This window comes from Compostibacter hankyongensis (assembly GCF_039541075.1).
Taxonomy (GTDB): domain Bacteria; phylum Bacteroidota; class Bacteroidia; order Chitinophagales; family Chitinophagaceae; genus Compostibacter; species Compostibacter hankyongensis.
On record NZ_BAABFN010000001.1, the window covers coordinates 1,230,837 to 1,248,664 of the forward strand.

Sequence of the window (17,828 nt, forward strand, 5' to 3'; positions counted from 1 at the left end):
TGATAAAAAACAGGAACATGAAGTATGCAAACGGGAATGTGAAACGTGCAGCTTTTCTTTTAGCCGCCATCATGATATTATCGGTTACGGCCGTGTTTGCCGGCGCTCCGGCGTCCGGCATTACGCCCTTTACCGGTACGGACTATGTGCGCGTGGTCGGCGAAATGCCGTCTTCCGGGCTGCCTCAGGCTGCCGCATTTCGCGTTACCATCCGTTCCCTGAAAGACGGAAGCGTTCTATATGATGCGGCCGTGCCGGCCCGCCGGTATGAGGCCGCCGGAAAAAGCTTTTTTACCTTTACCATCAGCGGTCTCTCCCCCCGTTTATGGACACCGGCCGAACCCAATCTCTATGAGATGGCGTTGAAGATTACGGAGAACGGCCGGCTTCTCTCGGAAGAAAAAGAACGGCTCGGCTTTCGCTCTTTTGCCGTCCAAAACGGGAAGCTTTACCTGAACGGCAAGCCGGTTTTTCTCCGGGGCATTGCCATCAACCCGCCGGGCAGGGGTATCCCCGAAGATATTGAGCGCAGCCGCAAATTTGCGGAGGATTATGTCCGCTATATGAAAAGCCTGCATGTGAACATCATCCGGATTCCCGATGATGAGACCTGGTACGATGTCTGCGATGAGCAGGGCATGATGGTATTCGGCGGCAACTACAGCGGTTCGGTGAACGGCGAAAAGCCGCCCCGCGATTATGACAGGGCGGTGACCTGGTACGAGCAGGAAAAATTCGGTCCCATTGCCCATCATCCCAGTCTGATGGTCTATGCCATGACGAATGAAACGCCCTTTACCGGCGATATTTCGCTGCGATGGAGGAAATTCCTGACCTATGCGCATGGGAAACTGCAGCAATGGGACAGCACCCGGGTGTATATCGGAAATGCGGGTTACGGTTACGGCCAGTCGGGCGACATCTGCGACCTGCACCGCTACTGGGGTTGGTATTATTCTTCACCCTTCACGTTTTTGCATATACGTCATAAAGCGGATATCATCCCCCTTAAGCGCGAGGTGACCCAGCCCATTACTTTTACGGAATGCGTGGGGAACTATACCGGTCCGGGCGGGCAGTACAATCTTACTCCCGATCACAAAAACCCCGGATCCCAGCTGAACTGGACCGGTCACGCCCCCTGGGAGATGCAGGCCCAGCTGGCCGACGAGCACCAGTGCTTCACGTTCCGGCAGGCCACCGAGCTGTTCCGGCAGCTGAGAAATATCAATCCCCAGCTGAGCGGCGTTTTTCCCTTTACCATCCTGTTTCACAACTGGAATACCATAACGAGCTTTGCCGATATGGATCCCAAGGCTGTGGCAGGGCAGGCCCGGATATCTTATCAGCCGGTCCTGCTGAGCTGGGAATGCTGGACCCCGCAGGTCTATGCCGGCGCCACCATCCGCCCGGTGGCCCATATCATCAACGACGACGATCATTTTAAGGACCTTGAACAGGCGCGCCTCGTTTACCGGCTGCAGGACAAGACCGGCAGGGTGCTGAGCGATGCTTCGCTGGAGCTGCCCCGCATACCTTACTATGGCACCTTCGAAAAAACGCTTTCCCTCCGGCTGCCCGCTACGCTGCCCGATGGTCAGTACCGGCTGACGGGCCGTATCCTGCAGGGCGATTCGGTGATTTCGCAAAACGATTATCCGCTCTTTATTGCCGGGAGTACTTACGTGAGCGCGGTATCCGCTCCCCGGCAAAAAGTTTATCTCTACGATCCCCGGGGCACTACCGGATCCGCGCTGGAAAAGCTGGATGTACCCTTTGAAAAGATAAGCGCCTTCCGGGGACTGAAAGGCGGCGGAGCCCTTCTGCTGATCGGGGAAAATGCGGCGGATGCCGGCCTGACAGGCCAGGCGGATGCCATCCGGGCTTTTGTAAAAGCCGGAGGAAGGGTGCTTTGCCTGCGGCAGGATGCCTCGCATATGGAAAAGCTGAATAGGCTGCTGGCCGCCAGGATCAGGAATATTACCATGGACCTGGATACGCCGGTCTATCCGCCGCCGCCCCGTCCTTCGAGAAACGGGTACAACATCAATCCGGAACGCCCGGCTCATCCCGTCTTCTCCGGAATCGGAAGGGACAAGCTGCGCTACTGGTCGGATTATACCGGCTGGTCGGAAAGCAAGGCCGGCTTTCCGGCCGTCTACCCTGTTACCGACGGGTTTGCCCTGGAGGATAAGGCCGATATCGCCAACACCGCCGTGCTGGCGGACTATGGTCCTGCCCTGAACGGCATCGCCATCGCGGAGATGTTTGAAGGCGAGGGCAGCCTTTTGCTTTGCGGGATGGACCTGGCCCGGCGTACATCGACAGACCCGGTGGCCGGCCGTCTGTTGAAGAATATGGTCAGCTATATGTCTTCTCCCGAGGGGCATAACCGGTATCCGCTGATCAGCGCTCCCATCACCTGGGGGGATTATGCTTCGGAGAACGGGATCCTGACCAGTGTCAACAGCGGTTTGCTGCTGAACGGCAAACCCCGGCTTACCGGTTCCCTGGAAAAAATTCACCTGATGGTGACCAAGGAAGGCTATGAATTTGCCGGACAACGCGGCGGATTCAACAGCCGGCCCGGTCTGCAGTACCTGCCCTATGGCCGCCGGCCCTTCGGACCCTATCACCTCCGCGGCTTCGGCAACATACCTGAGCCGGACACTCCCGGCAGTCCCGGCACGGGAACCTTCTGGTGCAGCATTCCTTCGGGAAAAAGCAGCGCGGTGACCCTGGTCTGGAACCCCGCGAAAGAGCCGCTGCAGATAAGCATACAGGTCAACGGAGGTCAGGAGGTAAGCCGTCAGGTACCGCCCGGCGCCACCGTCGCCGTGAGCTGTCCGGTAAGCACCACAGACGTGAAGATGACCTTTACCGGCGACCGCCGGCTGGTGCTGCTGCAGACCGCCTTCCGGTAAAGGCGACAGCCCGGAAGGAACCGGCGGGGCATACCCCGCCGGCCCAAATTTTTTTTGAAAGATTCCGTGTATTTTATTATAACTTTGCATTTTTAAACGTAAAGACATCCTTGTTCACGTTTTAATGCGAACTGAAATTGGAAAACACGGTAACCCATACGGAGCTCTCCGCATTGCATCCCTGCCTGAAGGCGGGTGTTACAGCCATTGGGGTTAATGTCTTTAGGTATCTCTCCCGACGACCTCGCATCTGAGAATTTGCTGCTTCCCCTCATTTTGCAGTAAACCTGTTTTCCTGGCAAAGGAAACAAGGCGACGTATAAGTACGTAGCCGCATTATTTATTCATATCTCATCAGACATAACCTTGGAACCCAATAAATCGTTTATCGTACGGGTTGCAACCCCCGACGATAAGAAATACGCGACGTTGATCACCGACGAGATGGCTTCTTCCGCAGAGAAGCGGGGCACCGGCATTGCCCGCCGCAGCCCTGAGTATATCATGCAGAAAATGGAAGAGGGGAAGGCGGTGATCGCCCTGACGCCTTCGGAAGAATGGGTGGGATTTTGCTATATTGAGGCCTGGGGGCATGATAAATTCGTGGCCAATTCCGGGCTGATCGTAGCGCCGCCCTATCGTGGGCAGGGTGTGGCCACAGCCATCAAGAAGGAGATTTTCCGGCTCTCCCGCCGCAGATACCCGGATGCCAAGATATTCGGGCTGACCACCGGCCTGTCGGTGATGAAGATCAATTCTGAGCTGGGCTACGAGCCGGTGACCTATTCGGAGCTGACGGACGACGAGGCGTTCTGGAAGGGATGCCAGAGCTGTGTCAACTACGATGTGCTGATGAGCAAGGGGCGGAAGAACTGTTTTTGTACCGCCATGCTATATGATCCCGCAGAGAAGGAAAAGCAGCCTCCCGTGAAGCCGGAACCCAAGGTAGTGGTGACCTCTTCGGGACACCTGCACAAGAAAAAGAAAAGGCATTTCGCGGGTAACTTCCGGCTGTTCGAACGATGGATCCGGTACAAGCGGCATATCCTGCTCAAGTCCGCGAAGAAAAAAGAAGATCCTCCCCAGGGTGGCAGCGGTGCAGGCAAGAAGAAGTTCTTTTTATTCAATATTTTTTAAGGTAAATGAACCGCATAGGAAAATGAAAAAAGTTGTTTTAGGTTTCAGCGGCGGGCTGGATACTTCGTTTTGTGTGAAATACCTGTCGGAAGACAAAGGTTATGAAGTGCATTCCGTAATTGTGGATACGGGCGGCTTCTCTGCGGAAGAGCTGCAGGAGATCGAAAAGCGCGCCTATGCGCTGGGGGTGAAAAGCCATAAGACGGTAGATGCGCTGCGGTCCTATTACGACAGCGTCATCCGCTACCTGATATTCGGGAATGTGCTGAAAAACAATACCTATCCCCTCAGCGTCAGCGCGGAGCGGATGAGCCAGGCCATGGCCATTGCCCGTTATGCAAAGGAGCTGGGTGCGGATGCCGTGGCGCATGGCAGCACAGGAGCCGGAAACGATCAGGTACGGTTCGACATGATCTTTAACATCATGATCCCGGGTGTGGAGATCATCACCCCGATCCGCGACCTGAAGCTGAGCCGCGAAGAGGAGATCGCATACCTGAAGTCCAAGCAGGTAGAGATGAATTTCGACAAGGCACTGTATTCGGTGAACAAGGGGATCTGGGGGACCTCCGTAGGGGGGAAAGAAACCCTCACCTCCGACAAGTTTCTGCCGGAAGAAGCCTTTCCTACACAGACGGCCAAAACAGCGCCGGAAGAGGTGACGTTGCATTTCAGAAAAGGAGAGCTCAGCGGGATAAACGAAAAAACATTTGAACACCCCGTTGAGGCCATTCAATACCTGCAGTCTATCGCCGCTCCTTTCGGCATCGGGCGGGATATCCATGTGGGCGATACCATTATCGGCATCAAAGGTCGCGTAGGTTTTGAAGCGGCCGCTCCCCTGGTGATCATCAAAGCCCATCATGCCCTCGAGAAGCATGTGCTGACCAAGTGGCAGCTGATGTGGAAGGATCAGCTGGCCCAGTTTTACGGCAACTGGCTGCATGAAGGACAGATACTGGATCCGGTGATGCGCGATATAGAAGCCTTCCTGGAAAACACCCAGCAGCAGGTAAGCGGGGAAGTATCGGTGACGTTGTTCCCGTACCGTTTTCAGGTAAACGGTATCCGCTCCCCTTATGATCTTATGAACAGCGAATTCGGGAAATACGGCGAGATGAACAACGGCTGGACCGGCGAGGACGTTCGCGGCTTCTCCAAGATATTCGGCAACCAGGTCATGATCTGGCACCGGGTGCAGGAGAAGGTAAAAGGTGAAGGGTGAAAGGTGAAGGGTAAAAGGGAAAAGGTGAAGGGTAAAAGGTGAAAGGGGCGTTTTAAGTTTAAAGTCCAAAGTTTAACGTCTAACGTTTCATTCCAGGCAGATAACCTTAGACTTTAGACTTAAACCTTAGGCAATCAGAAACCTCAAACTGGAAACCAGAAACTTCAAACCGGAAATGAAAAAGGTTTCGCTAACGACGGCTTTACGTGCCTATGCCTGGGAGACCGGCGGACAGGCCTGGGAGCTGCTGCAGGATCCTTCCCTTTCCGTGAAGCTGGAGTCGATGGCGGCGGGAGGCGGCGAGCAAAGGCATTATCACCGGCAGTCCCGGCAATTCTTTTTTATTTTGCAGGGAAAGGCGCTCATCGAGACGGATGGAACGGTGACAACGCTTCATCGAGAAGAAGGATTGTACGTACCGGAAGGAAGCCGGCACCGTATCTATAACCCTTTCGACCGGGAAGTACGTTTTTTGGTGATCTCCGCGCCGGAGATCGGTAACGACAGAATCAATTTGAAAGATGACTAAAAAGATCAGAGCAGGAATAGTGGGCGGCGGCGGATATACCGGCGGCGAGATGATCCGTTTGCTGCTGAACCACCCCGATGCGGAAATCGTATTTATCCACAGCCGTAGCAATGCCGGTAACCCCCTGCATGCCGTACATGCCGATTTGCTGGGCGATACCGATATGAAGTTCTCCGGAAAGCTGCAGCAGGATATCGATGTATTATTTTTATGCCTGGGGCACGGGGAATCCGGGAAATTCCTGGAGCAGAATGAAATCGCCCCTTCGATCCGGGTGATCGATCTCAGCCAGGACTTCCGTCTGGGTGAACAGAGTGGCGAACGGACCTTTGTATACGGGCTTCCCGAATGGCAGCGGGATAAGATAAAACAGGCAAAAAATATTGCCAATCCCGGGTGTTTTGCTACGACCATACAGCTGGGACTGCTGCCCCTGGCCGGCGCAGGCCTGCTGAAGGAAGTGCATACTACCGGCATCACCGGTTCTACCGGAGCCGGTCAGAAGCTACAGGCCACCACACAGCACAGCTGGCGTAACAATAACGTAAACGCCTATAAGACGCTTTCGCACCAGCACCTGAAAGAGGTCGGGCGCACGCTGCGGGCGTTGCAGCCGGACTTTTCCGCGCCGGTCAACTTTATTCCCTGGCGGGGCGACTTTACCCGGGGTATCTTCGTGACCTCTACGCTCAGCTGTGCCCTTAGTCTCGAGGAAGCCAACGCTTTGTACCGCGAGTATTATGCACCCCATCCCTTCACCCATGTGAGCGACCGGATGATCGACGTGAAGCAGGTGGTGAATACCAACAAGGTAGTGGTGTTCCTGGAAAAGGTGGACGACAAGCTGGTGATCCATACTGCGGAGGACAATCTGGTCAAAGGAGCCTCCGGCCAGGCCATACAGAACATGAACCTGATGATGGGCCTGGATGAAACCGCCGGCCTGAAGCTGAAGGGGGTGGTTTTTTGAAGGCGAAAGGTAAAAGGTGAAGGGTGAAAGGCGCTTTTAAGATGTTTTGCGAGAAACATCATCATGAAATTCCATGACTATGAGGGATTATAAAAAATTGGATGTGTGGAATAAAGCTCATGGGTTAACCCTGATGATTTATAAAGAGATTCTGCCCTCATTACCGGATTATGAAAAGTATGACCTTGCCAGCCAATTAAAACGTGCAACATATTCTATTCCGTTGAACATTGTTGAAGGCTGCGGAAAATATACCGACAAAGATTTTACCCATTTTCTGGATAATGCCCTTGGTTCGGTACATGAAGTTGAATATTGTGGTTTGCTTTCTGCCGAGTTAGGTTATTTGAATGAAGAACAGTTTAAAAAAATAGAAGTGCAGGTAAGTGAATTAAAAGCTATGTTGATTTCTTTTATAAAATTTTTACGCAAGGAAAAGCATTAGCTCAAACGAGATTTACCTTTCGCCTTTTACCCTTAACCTTTTACCTCTAATGAAACTATTCGACGTTTATCCGTTATTTGACATTACACCCGTCAGGGCGCAGGGCAGCTATCTCTGGGACGACAAGGGGGAGCAGTATCTTGACCTTTACGGCGGACATGCGGTGATCTCCATCGGCCATACCCATCCCCGCTATGTAAAGGCCATTACCGAACAGCTGGGTAAGATCGCCTTTTACTCCAACTCGGTGCAGAATCCGCTGCAGCAGCAGCTGGCGGAAGAGCTGGGCCGGCAGAGCGGTTATGCGGATCATGCTCTGTTCCTGTGCAACTCCGGTGCGGAAGCCAACGAAAATGCGTTAAAGCTGGCCTCCTTTGCCACCGGACGAAAAAAAGTAATTGCCTTTAAGCAGTCTTTTCACGGCCGTACCTCCGGCGCCGTAGCGGCTACGGATAATCCGAAGATCGTATCCCCGTTCAATGCCGGTCATGATATCGTATTTGTGCCGCTGAATGATGCGGCGGCTTTTGAGGCGGCGATGAGCGATGAGGTGGCAGCGGTGATCATCGAAGGCATACAGGGTGTTGCCGGTATCCGCGTGCCGGAAGATCGTTTTCTGCAGCTGCTCCGCCGGCAGTGCGATGCGCACGGCGCCCTGCTTATCCTGGATGAGGTGCAATCCGGATACGGACGCAGCGGAAAGTTCTTTTCGCATCAATATGCGGGCATTCAGGCGGATATCATAACCCTGGCCAAAGGAATGGGCAACGGCTTCCCCGTGGGCGGCGTGCTCATCAGTCCGGGCGTCCGGCCCTGTTCGGGAATGCTGGGCACCACCTTCGGGGGCAACTATCTGGCCTGTGTCGCCTGTCTGGCTGTGTTGGACGTAATAGCGGAAGAAGGACTGGTTGAAAATGCTTTGGAGACCGGTAGCTACCTGATGGAGCAGCTGAAAAAGTTCCCTTTGCTGGAGCAGGTACGCGGCCGGGGGCTGATGATCGGATTCGATGTGCCGGAATCGCATCAGTCGCTCAGGAAAGCGCTGTTGTTCAAACACCGGATATTTACCGGCGCCTCCGGAAAGCAGACGATCCGGCTTTTGCCGTCGCTTTCCCTGTCGAAGGCTGAGGCAGACCGCTTCCTGGAGGTGCTGCAACTGGAACTGGGATCATAAAAAAATAAAATAGTTTACGTGAAAAATTTTCTTTCAGTAGATGATGTAAGCAGTATCCCTTCCCTGGTGGACAGGGCGTTGGGCTATAAAGCGGATCCGTTTAAGCAGGATACCCTGGGCAGGCACAAGACCCTGGGCATGCTTTTTCTGAATCCGAGTATGCGTACCCGTATCAGTACCCAGGTGGCGGCGCGGAATCTCGGCATGGAGGTAGTGGTGTTTAACATCGACAAGGAAGGATGGAAGCTGGAATTTGCGGACGGCGCTGTGATGAGCGAAGGCACCTCGGAACATGTCCGCGAAGCGGCGGCGGTGATGGGCCAATACTTTGATATCCTGGCCATCCGCACCTTTCCCGCGCTGAAAGACCGCGAAGAGGATTACAGCGAGCAGTATATCAGCCAGTTTGTAAAGCATGCCGGCATACCGGTGCTAAGCCTGGAAAGCGCCACACTGCATCCCCTCCAGAGCCTGGCCGATATCGTTACCATCAGCGAATGCTGGAAGGAAAAAAGAAAGCCGAAGGTGGTGATGAGCTGGGCGCCGCATGTCCGCGCGCTTCCCCAGGCAGTGCCCAACTCCTTTGCCCAGTGGATCAATGCATGGGATAAGGCCGACTTTGTGATTGCCCAGCCCGAAGGTTATGAGCTGGATGAAAAGTTCACCCGGGGAGCCGTGGTCATGCACGACCAGGCCAAAGCGCTTGAGGGGGCGGATTTTGTTTACGTGAAAAACTGGTCGTCGTATGCCGATTACGGTCAGATTACCTGCACCGACGCTTCCTGGATGATCACCCCTGAGAGGCTGCGGAATACCAACCGGGCCAGGATCATGCATTGCCTGCCGGTAAGAAGGAATGTAGTGATCGCCGACGCCGTGCTGGACAGCGCCGACTCTATCGTGGTGCAGGAGGCGGGCAACCGTGTATGGGCGGCGCAGGCCGTGCTCGGGGAGATATTAACGGCCTTCTGAACAAATGGCTTGCCGCGTCGGCGGTAGCTGGAAGAAGATATTGTTATGGAACAACTTTTCGTGATAAAGATCGGTGGCAACGTAGTGGATGACGCAAATTTTCTTTCGTCGTTCTTACAGGATTTTTCCATGGAGCGGGCACCGAGGATATTGGTGCACGGAGGCGGAAAGATTGCTACGCGCATCGGGGAAAAGCTGGGCATCGAAAGCCGGTATGTCAATGGCCGCCGGATCACCGATGCCGGTGCCCTGGACCTGGTGACGATGGTATACGGAGGGTTGGTCAACAAACAGATCGTGGCCCGGCTGCAGGCGTCCGGCTGCAATGCGCTGGGGGTGACCGGCGCGGATGCCGGGCTGCTGCCTGCCGTAAAGCGACCGGTAAAGGAAATCGATTACGGCTTTGTCGGCGATATTGAAAGCAGCCGGGTAAACACCGCGGGTGTACAGCTGTTGCTGAACCACGGTATCGTTCCGGTATTCGCTCCGCTCACGCACGATGGGAAAGGACAGATGCTCAACACAAATGCCGATACCATCGCTTCCTGCCTGGCCGTTGCGCTTTCTGAGCAATATGCCGTACGGCTGATCTTTTGTTTTGAGAAAAAGGGCGTGCTGCAGGATGTAGCGAACGATCAATCGGTAATTCCGCTTATCGATACACTGCGGTACCAGACCCTGCTGCAGGAAAAGGTTCTGGCCGACGGGATACTTCCCAAGCTGGAGAACGCTTTTTCCGCCTGCCGTTCCGGGGTGAAGGAAGTGCTGATCGGGGATGCCCGCGACCTCAAACAAAACTGCTCCGGGCAGGTTTCCGGAACGCTGATACGGTTATGATTTTAAACAGGGTGCCGCCTGTATCATCACTCCCCGCGAAGCTGCAGGAGGATATATCCGGCTGAGCGGAAAAACCAGGTTATGGAATATGAACAGTTATACCGGGATGCGGTAAGTCTGCTGCAGGAGCTGATTGCGACCCCTTCTTTCAGTCGCGAGGAAGAGCAGACCGCCGCCGTGCTGACCCGTTTCCTGGGTGTCCGGCAGGTGGCCCATTCCCGCACGGGAAATAATGTATGGGCCCTCAACCTTCATTTTGATCCGGCAAAGCCTACGATCCTGCTGAACTCGCACCATGATACGGTAAAGCCCAATCCCGCCTATACGCGCGACCCCTTTAAGCCGGATATCGAAGACGGCAAGCTGTACGGGCTCGGCAGCAATGATGCCGGAGGATGCGTGACAGGTCTCGTGTCGGCCTTTTTACATTTCTATCCGCAAAAGGGCCTGAAATATAACCTGGCGCTGGCCATTACCGCCGAGGAGGAGATCTCGGGACCCAACGGTGTGGAATCGGTATTGCCGCAGCTGCCGCCGGTGGATTTTGCCATCGTCGGTGAGCCGACGCTTACCCAGCTGGCCATAGCCGAAAAGGGATTGCTGGTGCTGGATTGCAGTGTAGCCGGAAAGGCGGGGCACGCGGCCCGTGAGGAGGGAGAAAATGCGATTTATAAGGCGCTTCCCGATATCGAATGGTTCCGGACCTGGCAATTTCCCCGGGTTTCCGAAACCCTCGGACCGGTGAAGATGAGCGTTACCGTGATACAGGCGGGCCAGCAGCACAATGTTGTGCCGGCAGTTTGTAACTTTACGGTAGACGTGCGGGTAACAGACCAGTACACGCACGAAGAAATCCTGGAGACCATACGGAAGCATGTACGCTGTACGGTACAGCCCCGCTCGCTCCGGATGCGCAGTTCCCATATCTCGAAGGATCATCCCTTTGTACAGGCCGGCATCCGGATGGGGAAAAAGCTGTACGGATCGCCCACTACCTCGGATCAGGCGCTGATCCCTGCCCAGTCGGTAAAGCTTGGGCCCGGCGATTCCGCCCGTTCCCACAGCGCCGATGAGTTCATCTGGCTGCAGGAGATCCGGGAAGGGATTGAAACGTATATTGAATTGTTAAAACAGGTAATGCAGTGAGAACAGATAATAAGTTCTATTTTCCTGTGCTGGAAAACGATCGTGTACGGCTGAGACCATTGGAAACGGCAGATGTGGAAGCGCTGCTGCCTGTGGCCTTGCAGCCCTCGCTCTGGAAGATGGGTCTGCAGGATATCTCCGGCGAAGCGCAGCTCCGGGAATATATAGAAGAGGCGGTGCGTCAAAGAACAGAAGGGGAGGCCGTTCCAATTCTGATTTTTGATAAGCAGGCCGGGGCTACGGCGGGTTCCACACGTTTGATGAGTATCAGCCTGCCACATAAGCGGCTGGAGATCGGGGCTACCTGGATCGGGGAAAGCTTCCAGGGTACGGGGCTGAACAAGCATATGAAGCTCCTGATGCTTGAATATGCTTTTGAGACGATGGGCATGAACCGGGTGGAGCTTAAAACGGATATGCTGAATGAAAAATCACGGCGGGCTATCCTCAGTCTGGGCGCCCGGGAGGAGGGTGTTTTCCGACGCCATATGATCACGGCCGGCGGCCGCCTCCGGGATTCGGTATATTACAGTATCATTCGTGAAGAATGGCCTGAAGTGAAAGAAAAATTATTACAACGGATAACGATGTACCCAAACAAAATATTAACGGATGAAACTCTGGCAAAAAGATAAAAGCGCCCTGGCCGAGGTCGAGAAATTTACCGTAGGGGAAGACCGCGCCTTCGACCTGCTGCTGGCGCCGTTTGACGTGCTGGGCTCAATTGCTCATGTGAAGATGCTGAGCCGGGTGGGCCTGCTCGATGCGGGGGAAGCCGATCTGCTTGTGCAGGAGCTAAAACATATTTACGCCACCACGCTCGACTCGCAGTTCGTGATCCGGGAAGATGTGGAAGATGTGCATTCGCAGGTGGAGCTGATCCTTACCGGCAAGCTGGGCGACGCGGGGAAGAAGATACACAGCGGCCGCTCGCGCAATGACCAGGTGCTGGTCGATATCAAGCTGTTCCTGCGTTATGAGCTGGAAGTGCTGGTAAGGGAGGTAAAAGATTGCTTCGACCTGCTGCAGACCCAGAGCGAAAAATACAAGGATCACCTGCTGCCCGGTTATACCCATCTGCAGATTGCCATGCCTTCTTCTTTCGGGTTATGGCTGGGCGCATATGCGGAAAGCCTGGCGGACGACCTGCTGACCGTACAGTCGGCTTACCGGGTAGCCAATAAAAACCCGCTGGGCTCGGCCGCAGGCTACGGCTCTTCGTTTCCGCTGAACCGCCGGCTGACTACGGAGCTGCTGGGTTTTGAGGACCTGAACTATAATGTGGTCTATGCCCAGATGGGGCGGGGAAAAACGGAACGCATCGTGGCGCAGGCGCTGGCGAATGTCGCCGCCACGCTGGCCCGGCTGGCCATGGATGTCTGCCTGTATATGAACCAGAACTTCGGCTTTATCAGTTTTCCCGACGAGCTGACGACCGGCTCTTCTATTATGCCGCATAAGAAGAATCCGGATGTGTTTGAGCTGATCCGCTCGTATTGCAACCAGATACAGGCGCTGCCGAACGAGATCGCCATGATGACGGTGAACCTGCCCTCTGGGTATCACCGTGACCTGCAGCTGCTGAAAACCCATCTTTTCCCGGCCTTTCAAAACCTGCGCGATTGCCTGCAGATGACCTGCCTGATGCTCAGCCGGATGCAGGTGAAGGAGCATATTCTGGAAGATGAAAAATACCGGTATCTCTTCAGCGTGGAAGCGGTGAACCGGCTGGTCCTGCAAGGCGTCCCGTTCCGCGATGCCTACCGCGAAGTAGGCCGCAGCATAGAGGCTGGTACTTTTTCATATGAGGGCGAGCTGCACCATACCCATGAAGGCAGCATCGGCAACCTGTGCAACGACGAGATCCGGTCTATGATGGATAAAGTGCTGAAAGGCTTTCCTTTTGACAAGGTGAAGGCCGCCCTCGAAAAGCTGCTGCATTAAAATCCCAGGCTCACCCCGACCAGAAAGTTGGTGCCGGCTTGCGGAAAATAAGAGTTTTCCGTGTGCAGGGCTCCGTCTTCGATATAGCTGTACGTATACCCGTTGGTGTTATATCGTGTATTGAACAGGTTGTTTACCAGCAGGTTCAGGCCGATTTCCTTTATCCAGCGCAGGTGCCAGGTATAATTGATCCGCAGGGTATTTACGAAATAAGGATCGAGGCTGCGACGATCCTTGTCGGAGGTATTGTCCAGGTAGCGAAGGCTTACGTATTTTCCCAGTACCGAGATATCCAGGTTTTTAAGCGGAGTAGCCGTGAAGGTAAACCCGGCTACCACATCGGGTGAGAACGCGATATCTGTTTCGCCGTGCTCCACCTTCTTTTGGCCTCCCTCATCATAGTCGTCTATATATTCCGTAAAATGGTCGATCCGGTTGCGGCTGAAAGCGGCATTGGCCTCCGCGCTGAAGATGCGGGCGAAACGCACCGTCCCGGATAGCTCCAGACCCAGCCGGTAACTTTCAGGGATGTTGGAACGGGTAAAGGCGCCTACGTCGTTTATCCTGCCGGTAGGTACCAGCTGGTTCCGGTAACTCATGTAATATACATTGGCGTGTATCCGGTAAGCATCCCCGTTGCGGTCATAGCCGGCTTCGAGATCCTGCAGCTGTTCTGCTTTGGGCGGCTTTTCGGTATTGGCTTCAAAATCGTCGCGGTTGGGCTCCTTATGGGCAACAGCATAGGAGGCGTACAGGCGGTCTTTTGGAGAAAGCCTGTAGCTCAGGCCGGCTTTGGGATTAAAGAAGTCAAAATGATTCCGTTTTACGAGGTCGGGATTTTTGTCGAATCCGTTGATGTTGTACTGCACGGAGCGGTATTGAATATCCAGGAAGGCCTTTAATCCGCCGGCGATGGCCTGTTCTCCTTTCCAGTACAGGTTGAAATCGTATTTGTGCGCCATGTTGTAATAATACCGGAAATCCTTATCGGCGCCGTATTTTGCCCAGATCACTTCCCCGTAATGCTTACCGTCGTACCGGTTCCAGCCTCCGCCGAGATTCCAGTCCGGCCCTTTCCCTGTATGGTTGAGGGAGAAGACGGTGCCGTAGAAATAATTGTCCAGCCAGCGGTCCCGTACGAGGTCAGTCTGCCGGATGGTGTCGTGCGGCAGCATCACATCGGGGATGCCGTAGCCGGAAAGGGATTCATCCGGCAAATACTCTTCATAATAGCCCTTTCCCCGGGTAAGGAAGGCGGCGACATTGAAGTTCCAGCGTTCGTTGATCTCCTGGTTGAGGAAGAGCTGATAATAGGTTTGTAGGTAATTGTCCGTCTGGTTTTCATAATAGCTGCCGTCCGGTTTCAGGCCGAGCCCGTTATAAGTGCGGTTGCCGGCTTTCAGGGTATCTTCCGGTACCCCGTTCCAGGCCTGGTAGGTCTTTTCCTTGCCCGAAAAAAGATTGAAGCGCAGGGATGTTTTTTTGTTCAGGTAAGCGAACGAAGTATAAAAGGATTTGAGATCAGAGGTAGCGCGGTCAATATAGCCGTCGGAGGTAATGGAGGAAAGCCGTGCGTCGACCGTAAAATGGTTGTTGAGCAATCCGGTACCGGCTTTTACGGTATGCTTCCAGGTGTTGAAGGAGCCGTAGGAATTGTCGATCTCCCCATAGGCTTTTTCATGAAACTCATTGGTGCTCAGGTTGAGCGTAGCCCCGAAAGCGCCGGCGCCGTTGGTGGAAGTGCCGGCACCGCGCTGCAGCTGCAGGCTGCCGGTGGAAGAAATGAGGTCCGGCAGGTCTACCCAGATGGCGGCCGACGATTCGGCGTCATTCATGGGTATGCCGTTGATGGTGGCGTTGATCCGGGATGCATCGGTACCGCGCACCCAGAGGCTGGTATAGCCTACCCCCGCTCCCGCATCCGAACCGGTCACCACTGAGGGAAGCTGGTTGAGCAGGTAGGGAATATCCTGACCCAGGTTATCTTTTTTGAGGTCTTCCGCAGAAAGTTCGGAGCGCGTGAAGGGCGCGTCTTTTCCTGCTCGCAGGCTGCTGATCTCCACCGGTTTTACGAAGAGGCCGGTATGGGTGAGCCGGACGGTATAGCCGCTGACATCCTGGTCCAGGACAATGGTTTTCGTAATGGTCCGATAGCCGATATAGCGGACCGTAAGGGTATAGTTGCCTGAGGGTAATCCTGAAAAGGAGAAACCGCCTTCCGGTCCGGTCCGGTCCGCGTGGGTGCGCCGGGCCTGCAGCAGCACTGTAGCGTCTGTTAGGGGTTTTCCGTTCTGATCGTCCAGTACTTTTCCTGAGAAATGCAGTTGTGCAGAAGCTGTGATGCTCATTCCCAGCAGCAGCGTCAGCAGCCGGAGTTTTTTTTGCATGATAAACTGTTTTTTGCGATGCAGCCGGCATTTGTCGACGCCATTGCAGCATGCTGTTAAGTCATAGCGCACCGGCCGCCGCAATATTGCATAAAGCAACTTGCGGGGTAGAACGCAAACACCAAAAAACAGGTAAGGAAAATCATCGCTTACCTTTCCTAACCGGCATTACCCGGTCCAGGTTCAACGGGTATGATCTCAGCCTGTCAGTAAGGCACCCCGAGGAGGAATGTTGATTTATGAACAGGAGCATTGGCTCCTCCTGCATTCCCGTAGCAAAGGTATTAAAGCCGTATGGAATTAAAAAAACAAAAAATAATTTTCGTTCCGGAAAGGCTAATCGCCGGTCTTCTTTATCGTAAAGCTTGCCCGTTCTTCCTTGTTCCAGTCTTTCAGCTGTTGTGCCGCTGTTTCATCCGTATCGGGGTAATGGGGGCTGTAGAGCAGGGTCTCTGTTCGTTTTGCCGGTTTCCCGTTTTGTACAAATCCCGGTCCCCTTTCCTGAAGATATTCCACCAGGCGGCTGCGCCACAGCGCTATTTCGTCTTTTCTCTCCGTTGCATTGACGAGGTTGCGGCTTTCTTTCGGATCTTTCCCCAGATCAAAGAACTGTTCCTGGCCTGTGCGGAAGAACCAGATATATTTGGCTTTGCCATCGGTGACGGCCGCCCAGTAATTATTTTTCCAGTAAGTGGTTGCATGCTCTATGCCGATATATTTGCGCCATCCGGAGCGCTCGCCGCGGATAAGCTTCAACAGGCTCTTTCCGTCCATATTGGCAGGTATCTGCTGTCCGGAGACTTGAAGAAAGGTGGGCAGAAAGTCCTGCAGTCCCACCGGTGCATCCAGCACGCTTCCCTTTTTGACAGCCGTGTCAAAACCTGCCGGCCATTTAAAGATGCAGGGTATCCGCACCGAACCTTCGTACGGGTATGTTTTTCTCCAGTGATAATGGTCTCCCATCTCATCGCCATGATCTGCGGTGAAGCAGATAACGGCATGATCGTACATGCCCCGCTCTTTTAGCTTGGCAATGATCTTTCCCACCTGGTCGTCAATAAAAGTGATGCTGGCGTAGTAGTGCTTTTTTGTCTTCCTGGCTTCGGCTTCTCCGAAATCCCCGATGGCCGCATCCGCCGGTCCTGTCCGGGGAATAGCCTTCCTTTTCGTGTCATCTTCGGAATAATTATAGATTTCGCCGTCCCATTCTCCTTTTGCAGGAGCGGGGATATCTGCTCCTGCATACATGTCGATATAGCGTTGCGGAGGATCGTAGGGACTGTGGGGTCTTTCAAATGAAATTTTGAGATAAAGCGGGGCGTCCAGGTTATAGTTATCAATGAATTCGACGGCGGTCTGTCCGGTCCAGTGGGTAGGATGCAGCTTTTCATCAAGCGCGTAGGGCCCTGCCAGCCGGCTGTTCCAGCCCAGACCGGTTTTATCCGGGTCTTCTCCGGGTGCCTGCAGCCTGAACCAGTCGCGGTAATCGCTTACATAGCCTTCCTGCTCTATCCTGCCGCTTTCGTCCACCAGCGTGCCATTGAATCCATGGAGGGCCTTCTGCGGGAACCAATGATTTTTGCCGATGCCGAACGTATAGTACCCGCCTTCCCCCAGCATGCGGGGAAGCTCGTATTTGTATTTTCGCGCCACGCGCCCGTAGCCCAGCAAACCGTGATGCCAGGGGTCCATTCCGGTAAGCAGACAGGTCCTTGCCGGGGTACAGCTTGGCGCTGAGCTATAAGCCCTGTTGAAAAGCGTTCCTTCCCTGGCCAGCGCATCGATGTTCGGGGTCTTGATGGCGGGATTTCCTGCACAGCCGAGCGCATCTCCCCGGTGCTGATCGGTCATGATCAGGATGATGTGCGGCTGCTTAGGAGTCTTTGCCGGACGTTTTGTTATGTCCTGTGACGATGTTGTCGGCCGGTGTCCGTCTTTTCCCCATAACAGGAAAGACGGCGCCAGGCAGGGGCCCAGTGCCAGTCCGCCAAGTTGTTTCAGCGCCTGCTTCCGGGAGATGTTTTGCTTGCTCATCCTGTTCTTTTTATAAGAACAAACGTCTTGTGCTATTAAAAACATAATGCGTGTTTGATCTTTGAAATTTTGAGTCCATTTTTGAAATTGATAAACTGGAGTAA

At 54.2% G+C, this 17,828-nt stretch carries 14 protein-coding genes and 1 riboswitch; of the genes, 12 read left to right on the forward strand and 2 right to left on the reverse strand.

Annotation, left to right across the window (positions count from 1 at the left end; all coding sequences use genetic code 11):
* The first annotated feature begins 17 nt into the window (after positions 1–17).
* The 12 genes from ABD851_RS05005 to argH all read left to right on the forward strand — a co-directional run bounded on the left by ABD851_RS05005 (position 18) and on the right by argH (position 13,303).
* Positions 18–2,924, forward strand: coding sequence for a glycoside hydrolase family 2 TIM barrel-domain containing protein (locus ABD851_RS05005; protein WP_344976332.1), 2,907 nt, complete (start codon positions 18–20; stop codon positions 2,922–2,924).
* Between the two features lie 366 nt (positions 2,925–3,290).
* On the forward strand, positions 3,291–4,061 hold the full coding sequence (locus ABD851_RS05010) for a GNAT family N-acetyltransferase (protein WP_344976335.1): 771 nt from the start codon (positions 3,291–3,293) through the stop codon (positions 4,059–4,061).
* A gap of 22 nt (positions 4,062–4,083) precedes the next feature.
* Complete coding sequence (gene argG, locus ABD851_RS05015; protein WP_344976338.1) at positions 4,084–5,286, forward strand: argininosuccinate synthase; 1,203 nt, start codon at positions 4,084–4,086, stop codon at positions 5,284–5,286.
* Between the two features lie 175 nt (positions 5,287–5,461).
* The gene (locus ABD851_RS05020; protein ID WP_344976341.1) at positions 5,462–5,815 is read left to right on the forward strand and encodes a cupin domain-containing protein; all 354 of its coding nucleotides are present in this window, start codon (positions 5,462–5,464) and stop codon (positions 5,813–5,815) included.
* Entirely contained in the window at positions 5,808–6,785 is a 978-nt protein-coding gene (gene argC / locus ABD851_RS05025) for an N-acetyl-gamma-glutamyl-phosphate reductase (protein WP_344976346.1), read from the forward strand. The genes ABD851_RS05020 and argC overlap by 8 nt, the downstream gene beginning before the upstream one ends.
* A gap of 79 nt (positions 6,786–6,864) precedes the next feature.
* Entirely contained in the window at positions 6,865–7,230 is a 366-nt protein-coding gene (locus ABD851_RS05030) for a four helix bundle protein (protein WP_344976351.1), read from the forward strand.
* A gap of 49 nt (positions 7,231–7,279) precedes the next feature.
* On the forward strand, positions 7,280–8,404 hold the full coding sequence (locus ABD851_RS05035) for an aspartate aminotransferase family protein (protein WP_344976355.1): 1,125 nt from the start codon (positions 7,280–7,282) through the stop codon (positions 8,402–8,404).
* A gap of 18 nt (positions 8,405–8,422) precedes the next feature.
* Positions 8,423–9,376: a Rossmann-fold NAD(P)-binding domain-containing protein gene (locus ABD851_RS05040; RefSeq protein ID WP_344976359.1), complete on the forward strand. Its 954-nt coding sequence runs from the start codon at positions 8,423–8,425 to the stop codon at positions 9,374–9,376.
* A gap of 45 nt (positions 9,377–9,421) precedes the next feature.
* Positions 9,422–10,213 carry an acetylglutamate kinase gene (gene argB / locus ABD851_RS05045; RefSeq protein WP_344976362.1) on the forward strand — a complete coding sequence of 264 codons (792 nt, stop codon included), beginning with the start codon at positions 9,422–9,424 and terminating at the stop codon, positions 10,211–10,213.
* Positions 10,214–10,294: 81 nt separating this feature from the next.
* The gene (locus tag ABD851_RS05050) at positions 10,295–11,359 is read left to right on the forward strand and encodes a M20 family metallo-hydrolase (protein WP_344976365.1); all 1,065 of its coding nucleotides are present in this window, start codon (positions 10,295–10,297) and stop codon (positions 11,357–11,359) included.
* Entirely contained in the window at positions 11,356–11,994 is a 639-nt protein-coding gene (locus tag ABD851_RS05055; protein WP_344976368.1) for a GNAT family N-acetyltransferase, read from the forward strand. The genes ABD851_RS05050 and ABD851_RS05055 overlap by 4 nt, the downstream gene beginning before the upstream one ends.
* Positions 11,972–13,303 (forward strand): argininosuccinate lyase, encoded by a 1,332-nt coding sequence (argH, locus tag ABD851_RS05060; RefSeq protein ID WP_344976373.1) that lies wholly within the window; start codon positions 11,972–11,974, stop codon positions 13,301–13,303. The genes ABD851_RS05055 and argH overlap by 23 nt, the downstream gene beginning before the upstream one ends.
* Here the strand turns inward: argH and ABD851_RS05065 are convergent.
* Together ABD851_RS05065 and ABD851_RS05070 are read right to left on the reverse strand one after the other, a co-directional pair.
* Complete coding sequence (locus tag ABD851_RS05065; RefSeq protein ID WP_344976376.1) at positions 13,300–15,690, reverse strand: TonB-dependent receptor; 2,391 nt, start codon at positions 15,688–15,690, stop codon at positions 13,300–13,302. The two genes, argH and ABD851_RS05065, sit on opposite strands and share 4 nt — an antisense overlap.
* A gap of 138 nt (positions 15,691–15,828) precedes the next feature.
* A riboswitch (TPP riboswitch) is annotated at positions 15,829–15,922 on the reverse strand.
* Between the two features lie 104 nt (positions 15,923–16,026).
* Positions 16,027–17,724 (reverse strand): arylsulfatase, encoded by a 1,698-nt coding sequence (locus tag ABD851_RS05070; RefSeq protein WP_344976384.1) that lies wholly within the window; start codon positions 17,722–17,724, stop codon positions 16,027–16,029.
* Between the last annotated feature and the right edge of the window lie 104 nt (positions 17,725–17,828).

Excerpts from the sequence above, each read along its gene's own strand:
- ABD851_RS05005 (WP_344976332.1), top strand. The coding sequence starts at position 18 with ATGAAGTATGCAAACGGGAATGTGAAACGTGCAGCTTTTCTTTTAGCC.
- argG (WP_344976338.1), top strand. The coding sequence starts at position 4,084 with ATGAAAAAAGTTGTTTTAGGTTTCAGCGGCGGGCTGGATACTTCGTTT.
- ABD851_RS05020 (WP_344976341.1), top strand. The coding sequence starts at position 5,462 with ATGAAAAAGGTTTCGCTAACGACGGCTTTACGTGCCTATGCCTGGGAG.
- argC (WP_344976346.1), top strand. The coding sequence starts at position 5,808 with ATGACTAAAAAGATCAGAGCAGGAATAGTGGGCGGCGGCGGATATACC.
- ABD851_RS05030 (WP_344976351.1), top strand. The coding sequence starts at position 6,865 with ATGAGGGATTATAAAAAATTGGATGTGTGGAATAAAGCTCATGGGTTA.
- ABD851_RS05035 (WP_344976355.1), top strand. The coding sequence starts at position 7,280 with ATGAAACTATTCGACGTTTATCCGTTATTTGACATTACACCCGTCAGG.
- argB (WP_344976362.1), top strand. The coding sequence starts at position 9,422 with ATGGAACAACTTTTCGTGATAAAGATCGGTGGCAACGTAGTGGATGAC.
- ABD851_RS05050 (WP_344976365.1), top strand. The coding sequence starts at position 10,295 with ATGGAATATGAACAGTTATACCGGGATGCGGTAAGTCTGCTGCAGGAG.
- argH (WP_344976373.1), top strand. The coding sequence starts at position 11,972 with ATGAAACTCTGGCAAAAAGATAAAAGCGCCCTGGCCGAGGTCGAGAAA.
- ABD851_RS05065 (WP_344976376.1), bottom strand. The coding sequence starts at position 15,690 with ATGCAAAAAAAACTCCGGCTGCTGACGCTGCTGCTGGGAATGAGCATC.
- ABD851_RS05070 (WP_344976384.1), bottom strand. The coding sequence starts at position 17,724 with ATGAGCAAGCAAAACATCTCCCGGAAGCAGGCGCTGAAACAACTTGGC.